Annotated in this window: 10 protein-coding genes; 5 read left to right on the top strand and 5 right to left on the bottom strand. The window is 71.4% G+C overall.

The features are described from left to right. Window position 1: 1 nt before the first annotated feature. The 5 genes from IEZ31_RS57220 to IEZ31_RS39835 form a co-directional block, all read right to left on the bottom strand. Window positions 2-1,405 (bottom strand): GH1 family beta-glucosidase, encoded by a 1,404-nt coding sequence (locus tag IEZ31_RS57220; RefSeq protein WP_229836348.1) that lies wholly within the window; start codon window positions 1,403-1,405, stop codon window positions 2-4. Next, window positions 1,402-2,316 (bottom strand): carbohydrate ABC transporter permease, encoded by a 915-nt coding sequence (locus tag IEZ31_RS39850; RefSeq protein WP_190255299.1) that lies wholly within the window; start codon window positions 2,314-2,316, stop codon window positions 1,402-1,404. The genes IEZ31_RS57220 and IEZ31_RS39850 overlap by 4 nt, the downstream gene beginning before the upstream one ends. Then, the gene (locus IEZ31_RS39845) at window positions 2,313-3,302 is read right to left on the bottom strand and encodes a carbohydrate ABC transporter permease (RefSeq protein ID WP_190255298.1); all 990 of its coding nucleotides are present in this window, start codon (window positions 3,300-3,302) and stop codon (window positions 2,313-2,315) included. Before IEZ31_RS39845 ends, IEZ31_RS39850 begins: the two co-directional genes overlap by 4 nt. A 91-nt stretch (window positions 3,303-3,393) precedes the next feature. Further along, window positions 3,394-4,701, bottom strand: coding sequence for an ABC transporter substrate-binding protein (locus IEZ31_RS39840; RefSeq protein ID WP_190255297.1), 1,308 nt, complete (start codon window positions 4,699-4,701; stop codon window positions 3,394-3,396). Between the two features lie 1,001 nt (window positions 4,702-5,702). Further along, a complete protein-coding gene (locus IEZ31_RS39835; protein WP_190255296.1) occupies window positions 5,703-6,248 on the bottom strand; it encodes a plasmid pRiA4b ORF-3 family protein in 546 nt (181 codons plus the stop codon). Between the two features lie 177 nt (window positions 6,249-6,425). Here IEZ31_RS39835 and IEZ31_RS39830 point away from each other — a divergent pair, with 177 nt between their 5' ends. The 5 genes from IEZ31_RS39830 to IEZ31_RS39810 all read left to right on the top strand — a co-directional run bounded on the left by IEZ31_RS39830 (window position 6,426) and on the right by IEZ31_RS39810 (window position 13,657). Further along, window positions 6,426-7,121, top strand: coding sequence for a pyrimidine reductase family protein (locus IEZ31_RS39830; RefSeq protein WP_190255295.1), 696 nt, complete (start codon window positions 6,426-6,428; stop codon window positions 7,119-7,121). Window positions 7,122-7,309: 188 nt separating this feature from the next. After that, window positions 7,310-9,079: an ATP-binding protein gene (locus IEZ31_RS39825; protein WP_190255294.1), complete on the top strand. Its 1,770-nt coding sequence runs from the start codon at window positions 7,310-7,312 to the stop codon at window positions 9,077-9,079. Window positions 9,080-9,096: 17 nt separating this feature from the next. After that, complete coding sequence (locus tag IEZ31_RS39820) at window positions 9,097-10,242, top strand: exonuclease SbcCD subunit D (protein ID WP_190255293.1); 1,146 nt, start codon at window positions 9,097-9,099, stop codon at window positions 10,240-10,242. Then, a complete protein-coding gene (locus IEZ31_RS39815) occupies window positions 10,239-12,716 on the top strand; it encodes an AAA family ATPase (protein ID WP_190255292.1) in 2,478 nt (825 codons plus the stop codon). The genes IEZ31_RS39820 and IEZ31_RS39815 overlap by 4 nt, the downstream gene beginning before the upstream one ends. Then, window positions 12,713-13,657, top strand: a complete 945-nt coding sequence (locus IEZ31_RS39810; RefSeq protein ID WP_373294760.1) for a hypothetical protein — start codon at window positions 12,713-12,715, stop codon at window positions 13,655-13,657. Before IEZ31_RS39815 ends, IEZ31_RS39810 begins: the two co-directional genes overlap by 4 nt. Window positions 13,658-13,793 lie beyond the last annotated feature (136 nt).

Here is a 13,793-nt window from a genome sequence, read left to right as displayed (position 1 = left end):
GTTACCCGGCCAAGCCGTTGTGCTTGGTGACCTCGCGGTACCGGTGACCGCTGGCCTTGATCGTGCGCTGCTGCGTCGCGTAGTCCACGCGCACCATGCCGAACCGCTTCGTGTACCCCCACGCCCACTCGAAGTTGTCGAGCAGGGACCAGGCGAAGTACCCGTGCAGCGGTGCGCCGGCGGCGATCGCGTCGTGGCAGGCACGGAAGTGCGCGTCGAAGTAGGCGACCCGGTCGGCGTCGTCGACGCTGCCGTCGGGCTCGACGGTGTCGGCGTAGGCCGCGCCGTTCTCGGTGATGTACAGCGGGACCGGCGGGTACTCCTTGGCGACGCGCACGAGGGTCTCGGTGAGCCCGGGCGCGTCGACCTCCCAGTCCATGTCGGTGACCGGAACGCCGGGGCGCTTGAGGAACCGCACGTCCTCGCTGCCCGGCCAGGACGTCGGGGCCCGCCAGTAGGGCTCGGCGGGCACGTCCGGGTCGGGCGCGCCGACGACGTGCCGGCTGTAGTAGTTGATGCCGAGCAGGTCGAGCGGCGCCGCGATGGTCTCCAGGTCGCCGTCGCGGACGAAGCCGAAGTCGCTGATGCCCGCCAGGTCCTGCCGCACGTCCTCGGGGTACCGCCCGAGCAGCACCGGGTCGAGGAAGATCCGGTTGGCCAGGCCGTCGATGCGCCGGGCGGCGTCGAGGTCGCCCGGGCTGGCCGGGTCGGCCGGCGAGATCGCGTAGAGGTTCAGCGTGATGCCGAGCTTCGCCTCCGGGTCGGCGGCACGGATCGCCCGGACCGCCTCGCCGTGGCCGAGCAGCAGGTGGTGCATGGCGGCCAGGCCGTCCGGCGCGTGCTGGCGGCCGGGCGCGTGCACGCCTGACGCATAGCCGAGGAACGCCGAGCACCATGGCTCGTTGAAGGTCGTCCAGTTGCGCACCCGGTCGCCGAGCGCGGCGTGCACCTGCACGGCGTACTCGGCGAACCGGGCGGCGGTGTCGCGGTTGGGCCAGCCGCCCGCGTCCTCGAGCTCCTGCGGGAGGTCCCAGTGGTACAGCGTGACCCACGGGAGGATGTCGTGCTCCAGCAGCTCGTCGACGAGCCGGCGGTAGAAGTCCAATCCTTGCGCGTTCATCGGCCCGCTGCCGCCCGGCTGCACGCGGGGCCACGCGATGGAGAACCGGTAGGCGCCCACGCCCAGGTCCTTCATCAGTGCGACGTCCTCGCGGTAGCGGTGGTAGTGGTCGCACGCCACGTCGCCGGTGTCCCCACCGAGGGTCTTGCCGGGAGTGTGGCTGAACGTGTCCCAGATGGACGGGGTGCGGCCGTCTTCGGTGGCCGCCCCCTCGATCTGGTACGACGCGGTCGCCGCCCCCCAGAGGAAACCGGGTGGGAACGTCAGCGGGTCGATGCTGGTCACGCCTTGATCGAACCTTCCATGATGCCGCCGATGATCTGGCGGCCGAACACGATGAACACGATGAGCAGCGGCACGATCGCCAGAGCTGTCCCGGTAAAGACTTGCACGTAGTCGGTCTTGTAGTAACCGGTGGCCAGAATGTTCAGCGAAACCTGCACCGTCGGGGTGTCACCGTTGAGCACAACGTAGGGCCAGAGGAAGTCGTTCCACGTCTGCATGAAGGTGAGCAGGCCGAGCACGGCCGCCGCCGGGCGCAACGCCGGGAGCACGACGCTCCAGTACGTACGCCAGGTGGACGCGCCGTCGACGCGGGCCGCCTCGATCAGCTCGTCGCTGATCGCGGACGAGGCGTACTGCCGGATCATGAACACGCCGAAGCCCTGGACGAGGAACGGCACGATGACCGCCTGCAGGGTGTTGGTCCAGTCGAACTTCACCATCAGCAGGTACAGCGGGATGATGTTGATCTGCGTCGGGATCATCATCGTCATGATGATGATCAGCAGCAGCGCGTTCTTGCCCTTGAACTTGAGCTTGGCGAACGCGAAGCCGGCCAGCGTCGAGAAGAACACCACCGAGATCGTCACGGACGACGACACCACGGCCGAGTTGATCAGGCCGTAGATGAAGTTGGCGTCGCTGTTCTCCAGCACCCGCTGGGCGTTGGAGAAGAAGTTCGGCCCGGGCGTGAGCGGCGGCGGGATGGCCGTCACCGCGCTGTTGTCGCGGGACGCCACGATGAACGACCACACGATCGGGAAGATCGACAGCACGATCGTGATGATCAGCGCGACGTAGGTGAGCGGGCTGGCCGTCCACAGCGCCGCCGAGGCGCTGCGGACCCGGCCCGAGGTCTTCTTCGGGGCCGCCGGGGCCGGCTTCGGCGTGGCGGCTCGGGTCAGCGTGCTCATGAGGTCGTCCCCTTCACGGACCTGCGCACCAGCATGAAGTTCACCAGCGCGAAGATCAGGATGATCAGGAACAGCAGCCAGGAGATCGCGGCGCCACGGCCCACGTTGAAGTTGTTCGTGAACGTGGTCTCGTAGATGTACATCGCGACGGTCTGGAACTCGTTGAGCGAGCCGCCCTGGATGCGCCCGTAGTTGAACAGCAGCGGCTCCGTGAACAGCTGCATGCCGCCGATGGTCGAGATGATCACGGTGAAGAGGATCGTCGGCTGGATCAGCGGCACCGTGATCCGCCAGAAGCGGCGGATCGCCGAGGCGCCGTCGAGCGACGCCGACTCGTAGAGCTCCTTCGGGATCGCCTGCATCGCGGCGAGGTAGATGAGCGCGTTGTAACCGGTCCAGCGCCAGTCCACCATGAACGCGATCGCCGTCCACGAGGACCAGCGGTGGTTGCGCCACTCGACCGGGTCGAAGCCGACGCTCTGGATGAGCCAGTTCGCCAGGCCGTACCGGTCGGCGAAGATCAGGCCGAAGACGATGCCGACGGCCGCGACGGACGTGATGTTGGGGATCAGCACGCCCATGCGGATCGCGGTGCGGGCCCGCATCTTCTTGTTCAGCCAGCTGGCGATCATGAGCGCGAAGATGAGCTGCGGGACCGTGGAGACGATGAACAGGCCGAACGTGTTGCCCAGCACGACCCAGAAGTGCTGGTCGGTGAGGACCTTGGTGTAGTTCTCGAGGCCGACGAAGCCGGCGTCGCCGCCCGTCAGCGTGTTCTTCCGCAGCGACAGGACGGCCGTGTAGACCAGCGGGTAGGCCCCGAACACGGCGAACAGCAGGAAGAACGGTGCGACGAACAGGTACGGCGAAACCTTGAGGTCAAACCGGCCGAAGCGAACGGAGCGCCGCTGCGGTGGCTTGTCGGGTGCCTGATGCGAGGCGCGCCCGTGGCGAGGCCCGCTGAACTCGCCGACGTTGGTGGTCATGGGGATCGGTCCTTCCTCCGGTCAAGCGGCGGAGGTGGCGTCCACCGGGATTGCGTGGACGCCACCTCCGCCCCCTCTTCAAGCGGCTGGATCAGCCCTCGGCCAGCGCCTTGCTGTCCTTGATGGCCTTGTCCCAGCCCGCCTGCGCGCTCAACTTGCCCTGCTCGGCCGCCTGCATGGCCGGCTCGAAACCGTTCTCCCAGAGGGCCTGGTGCTTCGGGCCCAGGTAGATCGGCTTGAGGTCCTTGGCCGCACCGGCGTAGATCTGGCCGACGGGGGCGTTGTTGAAGTAGTCGTTCGTGGCACCGGTCAGCGACGGGTCGGCGAGGGCCGACACCGAGGACGGCAGCGGGCCGGCCTCCTTGAACGCGGCCAGGCCGCCCTGCTTGCCGGTCAGGTACTTGATGAGCTCGAACGCCTGAGCCTTCTTCTTGCTCTGCTCGGGGATCGCCAGGTAGGAGCCGCCCCAGTTACCGCCCTTGCCGGGGATGGTGGCGATGTCCCACTTGTTCTTGCCGCCGTCGCCGGCGCGCTCCTTGATCACGCCGGTGTACCACGGCGGGCACGGCACGGTCGCGAACGCGGCGTTCTTGAAGGCGGCGTCCCAGTCGGCCTGCCAACGGGCGAGCTTGGAGGTCAGGCCCTTGGCGGCCATGTCCATGCCCAGGTCGTAGGCCTTCTTGACGGCCGGGTTGGTGTCGCCGATGTACTTGTCGCTCTTGTCGTAGAACCAGGTGTCGCTGTTCTGCATGATGTACGGCTGCATGATGCTGGTCGCGGAGTCGATCCACGCGGCACCGGTGTTCGCGGCCTTGAACTTCTCGCCCTGCTTGATGTAGTCCTCCCACGTCGGCCAGAGCTTGCTGACCTCGTCGCGGGCGGTGGGCAGGTTCGCCTTGGCGAACAGGTCGGTCCGGTAGCACATGGCCAGCGGGCCGACGTCGGTGCCGAGGCCGACGAGCTTCTTGCCGTCAGCGGTGAACGCGTTCTTCCACTTGAACGACAGGTACTCGCTCTCGAGCGAGCCGGCGCCCAGGTCGAGCAGGTTGGCGAAGCCCTTGTTGTCCTTCAGGTACTGCAGGAGCATGCCCTCTTCGAGCATGACCACGTCGCTCGCACCGCTGCCGGCGGAGATCTGCTGGGCCAGCTTCGGCACGAAGTCCTTGGTCTGGCCTTCGTTCTTCACGTCGACCTTGATGTTCGGGTTCGCCGCCTCGAAGTCCTTGACCGCCTGGTTGAAGCCCGGCGTGCCGAAGTAGGACAGCGAGATGGTGACCGGCCCGGTGCTGTCCGCACTGGGCTCATCATCCTTGGCGCTGCAGGCGCCGGCACCGAGGGCAAGCCCGACGGTGAGCGCGGCCGCGGCGATGGAACGCATGCGGCGCGTGGTGACGCTCATCCTGACCCCTCTCTCAGGTCGTGATGGGTGTGGGTGTGGGGGTGTGATGCTTGGGCGACCGGGCCGGGTGCGGGCACGGTCGGGGTATGGCGGACATGCGAATTGATGCCCCCCACGGCTGCGGGGTGTGGTTCCGGCCACAGCCGCGGGAGCGCTCCCATGAGACTGGCGCGCGAACGCCGACGTGTCAATGGGGCAATGGGAGCGTTCCCATTTCGTTACCGCGAGATTTCGTTGCCCGAGCTTGTACCGCTTTACCGCGATATGTCGCCGCGGGCGGCATGGCCCTACGCCCCTAGGCGGTTCTGCGGCCGCGCTCCGGTATTGGCCAGTCGCTGAAAATCGACCAATCTCGTTACATCGGCCCGGGAAGCATCGATAATTGTCTTGTTCGCCGGCCGCTGTGCACATCGACCGACTTCGTCGTTTCGTTCAACCCACGGGCCGGGGATCACCTGGCGCCGGGGTCAGGGCGCATCGATCGACATCACCGGATTGAGCGTGGACGCCCGGCAACCTCGACCACCTCGGAACCCGAGGCGTGCGTCACGCTAATCCCGCGCGGCGGCCCGAAACACGCCCGCGGCCGGACGCCACGGAATCCGCGGCGCCACCAGGCAACCAACCCCATTCACCCGTGAAAGATTCACGACCGCCCCACACCGACCCGACCCCCCATCCACCCGCCGCCCCCAAACGCGCGGGAGTCCCGCCCCGGCCGGGTTTCATGGGGGCAGACCGCGGCCAGCCCATGATCGTGGGAAACATTTGGTCGCCGGGACAGCCAGATCCTTCCCACGATCATGGGCGAGCCCGGCCGAAGCCCTCGCCGGCCGCCTCGGGGCGGTCATCGCCCGGCCGGCGAGGGGCTCCTCGCCCACGACACCGCGCCGACCTTCCCCGCGGGCTCCGCACCGCGCCGGCCTTCCCCAGCCGGCTCCGCGCCGCGCTGGCCCCTGCCGGTTTCGTGACCGACATTTCCGGAATGTCGGGCGCTCCCGTCAGGTCATGCGGCGCAGCAGGGCCGTCGCGCGGGCGGCGTCGAACGCCACCGGGTCGAAGTCCTTCGCCAGCCACTCGCGCATCGCCACGTGCTCCGGATGCGTCGGGTCGCCGTACGCCGCGAGGAAGTCGCGGTAGCCCTCCGGACCGCCCACGTCGTCCGGCGGGCAGGCACGCTCGCCGCCGACGCACATCGGATAGCGGATGTCGAGCTCGGCCGGCATCACGTCCTCCACGACGATCTCGTGCTCCCACCAGTCGCCGAAGTCGTACGTGTAGCGCAGCCGGGAACCCAGCTGCGCGACCGCGTCCAGGCGCACGTCCAGCTCGTCGCGCACCTCGAGGAGGCCGTCGGGGTCGGGCACGCCGTACTGGACACCGTCCGCGTCGAACACGTGCAGGTGCCGGTCACCCCAGCCCATCGCGAACTGCACCACCCGGTGGACCCGGTCGAGGGTGAAGCCGCCGGGCACGAGCACTCGCCGCCAGACCGGCGGGGTGACGCCGTCGAGGACGATCCGGAGTTGGTAGATCAAGCGCGCCATGGTGCAGTCATTCTTGACCGCCGGGAACCGGCGGCGCACCCTGAACACGTGATCTGCCCAGCGTGTCGCGAGAAACGGCACGAGGAGTGCCCGGGCGGCAACCACTGCGACTGCCAGCACCGCGAGCCCCAGCCGACACCGCCGGTGACCGGGCCACCCGGCGAGTAAAGTCGGCGGGTGCAGCAACTCTGGCCGTCCCACGACCCGGACCCGGACCTCGTCGCCCTCTACACCGAGCCGCGCACCCCGTGGCTGCGGCTGAACTTCGTGACGAGCCTCGACGGCGCCGGCACCGTCGAGGGCAGATCAGAAAAGCTCTCCGGCCCGGCCGACAAGCGGGCCTTCGGCATCCTGCGCATGCTGTGCGACGCCCTCCTGGTCGGCGCCGGCACGCTGCGCGACGAGGGCTACCGCGCCCTGCGCCTCGACGACGAGCGCCGCGCATGGCGCGCGGCGCACGGCAAGCCGGAGTATCCGGTGCTCGTCGTCGTCTCCGGCCGCGCCGACCTCGACCCGGCCCACCCGGCGCTCGCCGACGCCCCGGTCCGCCCGATCGTGATCACCGACAGCCGGGCGGACCACCTGACCGGAGTGGCCGACATCATCACCCCGGCCGGCGACCTCCCCGGAGCCGTCGGCAAGCTGCGCGAGCGCGGCCTTCGCAGCATCCTCAGCGAGGGCGGCCCCCACCTCTTCGGGTCACTCACCGCAGCCGGCCTCGTCGACGAGCTGTGCCTCACCGTGTCCCCGCTGCTCGCCGGTCCGGGCGCCGGCCGGATCACCGCCGGGCCCCCGATCCCGGCCCCCCAAGAGCTCACGCTCCGTCACGCCCTGCTTGCCGAGGGCCAGCTGATCCTGCGGTACTGCCGATAGCCCGCCATCCACAGCGGTATCCACATGCCTGTGGACAACCCGCCACATCCCTGTGGACAAGGGCGTGTTGCATCCGCATTTGCCCGTATTTCCGAACGTGAATCCACACCCCGATGGCGTGGTGGCTTCGACCCGCTGGTGGTCTTGAGGCACGATGCACAGGCGAACACATGTACTGGGGGTCGACCATGGAGGACGAGACGGCAGCCGAGGGTGACGGTCCGATCGTCGGGCGCGTCCTCGGTACCGCCGACGCCACCCCGCTGACGTTCTGGGTGGCCGTCGAGGACGGGGCGTACCTGCAACTCGACGACGTCGTCGTCACCAAGCGTGACCTCCCCGAGCACGACCCCGTCACGATCGCCGGCGTCGTGACCGCCGTGCGCGCCCGGCACGAGGGCGTGGTGTTCGACTCCGACGTCTTCCTGGTCGCCGACGGCACGCTGCCCGCGACCATCCAGGAGGCGGCCGAGATCACCACCACGCGGGTCGACCCGGAGGTCTACGTGCCGCCGACCCCCGGCGCGCTCGTGCACCGGGCGCGCGGCGACGCGCGGGCCGGCGCCCTGTACTTCGACCGCATGGAGCGCACGATCCCGATGGGCTTCGGCCGCGACGGCGCGCCGATGTTCCTCAACGCCGACTTCCTCGACGGCACGCGGGGCGCCCACGTGTCGATCTCGGGGATCTCCGGCGTCGCCACGAAGACGAGCTTCGCGACGTTCCTGCTGTACTCCGTGTTCCGCTCCGGCGTCCTCGGCGGCGCCGGGGAGACCGCCAACACCAGGGCGCTCATCTTCAACGTCAAGGGCGAGGACCTGCTCTTCCTCGACCACCCCAACGCGCGGCTCGACCGGGCGACCGAGGACGCCTACGCGCGGCTCGGCCTGGTCGCCGGCCCCTTCCCCGACGTGCGCGTCTACGCGCCGCCGCGGGCGGGCGACGCCAGCGGTACCCCCGACGTCAGCAGCCGGCTGTCGGGCGTGGACGCCTTCTACTGGACGCTCCAGGAGTTCTGCGCCGATCGGCTCCTGCCCTACGTGTTCGCCGACGCCGACGACGAACGCCAGCAGTACACGATGGTCGTCCACTCCGTCACCGCGCATCTCGCCCGCATCGCCCAGCCGGCCGAGGGCGGGGTCGCGATCGACGGCACCCGCATCAACTCGTACGCGGACCTGGTCGACTTCGTCGTCGAGCAGCTCAACGACGACTCGACCCGCGGCCAGTGGGCGGGCAGCTCCATCGGCCTCGGCACCGTCAACGCGTTCGCGCGGCGGCTCATCGGCAGCAAGAAGGACCTGTCCCGGCTGATCCGCGGCGACCTCGCGACCCGCAAGCCGCACCAGATCAACACCGCCGAGAGCGCCCAGGTGACCGTGGTCGACCTGCACAACCTGCCGGACCGCGCGCAGCGGTTCGTGGTCGGCGTCACCCTGCGCACCGAGTTCGAGCGCAAGGAGAAGGCCGGCACCGCCAAGCCGCTGCTGTTCGTGGTGCTCGACGAGCTGAACAAGTACGCGCCGCGGGACGGCACGAGCCCGATCAAGGAGGTGCTGCTCGACATCGCCGAGCGGGGCCGGTCCCTCGGCGTCGTGCTCATCGGCGCGCAGCAGACCGCCAGCGAGGTCGAGCGGCGGATCGTGGCCAACTCGGCGGTCCGGGTGGTCGGGCGGCTCGACCCGGCCGAGGCCTCGCGCCCGGAGTACGGCTTCCTCCCGCCCGCGCAGCGGCAGCGGGCCCTGCTGGCCAAGCCCGGCACCATGTTCGTCTCACAGCCGGAGATCCCGGTGCCGCTGTGCATCGAGTTCCCGTTCCCGTCGTGGGCCACCCGGCCCGGCGAGGCGGGGCCGCCCCCGGCCGCGACGCTGCGCTCGCTCGTGCAGGGCGGCGACCCGTTCGCGGTAGTGGCCCGGGTCGGCGCGGGCGGCATCTCCGACGACGACATCCCGTTCTAAGGAAAGGGGCACACCGGGTGCGGATCCTGCACACCTCGGACTGGCACGTCGGCAAGGTCCTCAAGGGACAGTCCCGGGCCGCCGACCACATCGCGGCGATCAACGCGCTCGTCGAGGTCGCCAAGGCCGAGCAGCCCGACCTGGTCATCGTCGCCGGCGACCTGTACGACGGGGCCACGCCGACCGCCGAGTCGGTGAAAATCGTGACGCGGGGCCTGTCGGCGCTGCGAAAGAGCGCCGAGGTGGTCGTCATCGGCGGCAACCACGACAACGGCGCGGCCCTCGACGCGCTGCGCCCGTGGGCGGACGCGGCCGGCATCACCATCCGCGGCGCGATCGGCAAGCCCGACGACCTCATGCTGGCCGGCACGACAAAGGACGGCGAGCAGTGGCGGCTCGCGGCGCTGCCGTTCGTCTCGCAGCGGTACGCCGTCCGCGCCGCCGAGATGTTCGAGCTCTCCGCCGCCGAGAACGCCCAGTCCTATCCCCAGCACATCGGCGACCTGCTCAGCGCGCTGACCAAGGGCTTCGGCGGCGACACGGTCAACCTGATCACCGCGCACCTGACCGTCATCGGCGCCACGATGGGTGGCGGCGAGCGGGAGGCGCACACGATCATGGGTTACGCGGTGCCCGCCAGCGTGTTCCCGTCGTCGGCCCACTACGTGGCGCTCGGCCATCTGCACCGCGCGCAGTCCGTCAACGGCCCCTGCCCGATCCGGTACAGCGGCAGCCCGCTCCCGATCGACTTCGGCGAGGAGGAGAACCTCTCCACCGCCGTCGTCGTCGACGTCACCGCGACGACCGCGGCGCACGCGCGGGAGGTCACCCTGCCGGTGAAGACCCCGCTGCGGACCGTCCGGGGCACGCTGGAGCAGCTGTCCACACTGGACACCGGGGATGCGTGGCTGCGGGTGTACGTGCAGGAGAAGCCGCGGGCGGGCCTGCGCGAGGAGGTGCAGGAGCTGTTGCCGAAGGCCCTTGAGGTCCGCATCGACCCCAAGCTGCTGCCGGACCCGCGCTCCGCCGGCGGTTCGGAGCCGGCCCGGGCCGGGCGCTCGGCCGGCGAGCTGTTCGCCGACTACCTGTCCCAGCGCGGGCACGCCGACGACGCGACCGTGGCCCTGTTCCACCGGCTGCACGACGAGGTGGTGTCCCAGTGAGGCCCATCCGGCTCGACCTCGACGGCTTCACGGTCTTCCGGGAGCCGACGACCGTCGATTTCACCGACACCGACTTCTTCGCCCTCGTCGGCCCGACCGGCGCCGGGAAGTCGACGGTCCTCGATGCAATCTGCTTCGCCCTCTACGGCACCGTCCCCCGGTGGGGCGACCGGCGGGCCATCGCCAACGCGCTCGCCCCGTCGGCGGCCGAGGCCCGGGTGCGGCTGGTGTTCGAGTCGGCCGGGGTGCGGTACGTGCTGGCCCGCGTGGTCCGCCGCGACGCCAAGGGCGCGGTCACCACGAAGCACGCCGGGCTTGAGGCCCTCCCCCACGGCTTCGACCTGGGCAAGTTCGACACGGGCCTCACCGGGGACGACATCGGCACGGTCCTCGCCGGTACCGCGAGCGAGGTCGACGAGGCGGTCCAGACCGTCGTCGGCCTGCCGTACGAGCAGTTCACCAAGTGCGTCGTACTCCCGCAGGGCGAGTTCGCGGCGTTCCTGCACGCCAAGCCGGCCGAGCGGCAGAAGATCCTGGTCAACCTGCTGGGCCTCGACGTGTACGGGCAGATCCGGGAGCGGGCGACCGCCCTCGGTACCGCTGCCGAAGCCAAGCTGAAGATCCTCGACGACCAGCTGAGCGCGCTCTCGGACACCGGCGACGAGGCACTGGCCGCCGCCGTCGCCCGGGTCGCGGCGCTCGCCGGCCTCGGCACCGCGGCCGACCGCATCGCGCCGCAGCTCGCCGACGCGGGCCGGCTCGCCGGCCAGGCCGCCGGCGCGCTCGCCGACCTCGACGCGCAGATCGAGCGGCTGGCCGGGGTCGCGGTGCCCGGCGAGGCGGCGACGCTCGCCGCGGCCGCCGCCACCGCCCGCGAGGCCGTCACCGGGGCGCTCGACGCCGCCCGCGCGGCCGAGGAGGCCGAGGAGAAGCTGCGCGGCGAGCTCCAGGCGGCCGGCGACGCGGCGGCGCTGCGCCGGCTGCTCGACACGCACGCCGAACGTTCGCGGCTGGCGGCCGAGGCGGCTTCGGTGCGTTCCGCTGTTGCCGAGGCCACCCGGCAACACACCTCCGCGGCGGGGCTTCTGGCGGAAGCGCGGATGCAGGCCGCCGACGCCCTCGCCGCGCTGGAGGCCGCCCGCGAGGCCTACCAGGCGGCGATGGCCGTCGATCGGGCGATGGCCCTGCGGCCCTTCTTGACGGCCGGCGAGGCGTGCCCGGTGTGCACGCAGACCGTCCACGAGGTGCCGGAGGCGCCGCACGACTCGGCGGTCGCCGCGCTGCGGGTCGCCGGGGACGCCGCCCGGAAGCGCAGCGACGCGGCCGCCTCGGCGGTCGAGGACCGGGACCGCGCCGCGCGGGACGCCGACCGGGCGCTCGCCGCGGCCAAGGCCCACGCGGAGCAGGTGGACGCCCGGTTGACGGCCCTGGACACGGCACTCGACGGCGCGCCGGAGCCCGACGCGTTGCGCCGCGAGCTCGACGCGATCGCGTCCATCCAGAGTGGACTGGAGAAGGCCGGTGCCGACGTGCGGCGGGCCCGCGACGCGCACCGCAAGGCGGGCACGACCGCCGACCGGGCCGAGGAGAAGCTGCGGTCGGCCTGGCGCGCGTTCGACACCGCCCGCGACGCGCTCGCCGCGTTCGCGCCGCCGCCGGCCAACCGCGACGACCTCGCCGACGCGTGGGGCACGCTCGCCGCCTGGGCGACCGGCGAGGCGGGCCGCCGGCGGGCCGGCCGGCAGGCCGCGGTCGACGAGCTGCACGCCGCCGAGCGGCGGGTCACCGAGGTGCGCGACGAGTTACGCACCCTGTTCACCGACGCCGGCCTGCCGGCGCCCGGCGCCGACCCGGCCCGCGACGCGGCGGTCGCCCTGGAGCGCGCCGACGCGAGCCGGCGGCGGATCGAGGAGCGGCGCAAGGACGCCGAGCGCATCCGCGAGCAGCGCGACGACGTCGCCAAGGAGAGCCAGGTCGCCCGGGCGCTCGCCCAGCACCTGCGGGCCGACCGCTTCGAGCGGTGGCTGCTCGCCGAGGCGCTCGACACGCTCGTCGACGGCGCCTCCCGCACGCTGCGGGAGCTCTCCAACGGCCAGTACGACCTGGTCCACGAGAAGGGCGAGTTCTTCGTCGTCGACCACCACGACGCGGGCCTGCGGCGGGCGGTGCGCACGCTGTCCGGCGGCGAGACGTTCCAGGCGTCGCTCGCGCTCGCGCTGGCGCTCTCCGACCAGCTGGCCGGGATGTCCACGGCGGCCGCCAGCCTCGAATCGATCGTCCTCGACGAGGGCTTCGGCACGCTCGACTCGTCCACCCTCGACACCGTGGCGGCGACGCTGGAGAACCTGGCCGCCCGCGGCGACCGGATGGTCGGCGTCGTCACGCACGTCGGGGCGCTCGCCGAGCGGATCCCGGTCCGGTTCGAGGTCCGGCGCGACGCCCGGACCGCGCGCATCGAGCGGGTGGGCCTGTGAAGCTGCACGTCGACGCCTGGGACCCGGCGTACGGCATCGCGTTCGAGGCCACCGACGGCCCGGGCGGGCCGCAGGCGCAGAGCAGCGCCCAGATCCAGGCCGACGTCGAGCTGCCGGAGGCCGCGTGGCGGCCGATCGACGCCGCGGCCGGCGTGCGGCCGCCCGGCACGGTGCTCATCGTCGACGGGGTGCAGCGCGTCGACGCGCGCGTCTGGCTCACCGACGACGAGGGCACCACGCACCCGGGCGTCGCCGCCTCGTACGCGGCCGGCGTCGTGCGCTGCGACCTCGACCGGGGCGCGGCGCAGGTGGCCACCACGCGGATCGAGCGGGGGCTGTTCACGCCGCTCGACCCGCTGCCGCCGATCGTGGCCGGCAGCATCCGGTACCCGGCCCGCCGGGTCGCCCGCGGCGAGCCGAAGGACCTGGCCCTGGGCGTCCAGCGGCACATGCGGGCGCTCGAGGTCGGGGTGTCGAACGAGGAGCGCACCGACGGCGACCTGCTGATCGTCGACGGGCCGCTGCAGGAGCGGGCGCACCTGCCGCGGACGCTGGGCTACATCAAGACGCATCAGAAGGAGTACCTCAAGAGCGAGCTGACCGCCGTCGTCACCGCGCTCCGCGGTGGACAGCGGTCGCCGGTGTTCGTGCTGGGCACGTCCTGGCACCGGTTCTCGTGGTACCTGCGGCTGCCCGGGCCGGCCGGCTCGCCGTGGACCGGGCTGGTCCGCGCCGAGTGCTCGGCCGACCTCGCCCCGGCCGACGCGGTGGCCCTCGCCGACCTCTCGACGGTGACGCTCCCCCGCTTCGCGTCGACCGCCTACAAGGACCCCCGCGCGCCGCAGAACCTGATTCCGATCGCCGGGCTGGAGCGTAAGCTGCGGAGCATGCTCGGCGACGCCCGCCTGCTGCACCGCGCGCTGTCCCGGGTCGCGGCGTGACCGGTCCGGAGCGAAGCGGAGGGGCCGGTCACCATCGGCTCAGTGTCGAAGGCGCGCGTCCGGAGCGAAGCGGAGGGCGCGTGACCGGTCCGGAGCGAAGCGGAGGGGCCGGTCACCATCGGCTCAGTGTCGAAGG

The sequence above is a fragment of the Dactylosporangium sucinum genome (genome assembly GCF_014647515.1).
GTDB classification, from domain to species: domain Bacteria; phylum Actinomycetota; class Actinomycetes; order Mycobacteriales; family Micromonosporaceae; genus Dactylosporangium; species Dactylosporangium sucinum.
Note: the sequence above shows the minus strand (reverse complement) of the source record. Positions and strands in the feature narration are given on the sequence as shown.

Coding starts and splice junctions, on each gene's coding strand:
- IEZ31_RS39845 (WP_190255298.1), bottom strand. CDS start 3,302: ATGACCACCAACGTCGGCGAGTTCAGCGGGCCTCGCCACGGGCGCGCC.
- IEZ31_RS39825 (WP_190255294.1), top strand. CDS start 7,310: ATGGAGGACGAGACGGCAGCCGAGGGTGACGGTCCGATCGTCGGGCGC.
- IEZ31_RS39850 (WP_190255299.1), bottom strand. CDS start 2,316: ATGAGCACGCTGACCCGAGCCGCCACGCCGAAGCCGGCCCCGGCGGCC.
- IEZ31_RS39835 (WP_190255296.1), bottom strand. CDS start 6,248: ATGGCGCGCTTGATCTACCAACTCCGGATCGTCCTCGACGGCGTCACC.
- IEZ31_RS39840 (WP_190255297.1), bottom strand. CDS start 4,701: ATGAGCGTCACCACGCGCCGCATGCGTTCCATCGCCGCGGCCGCGCTC.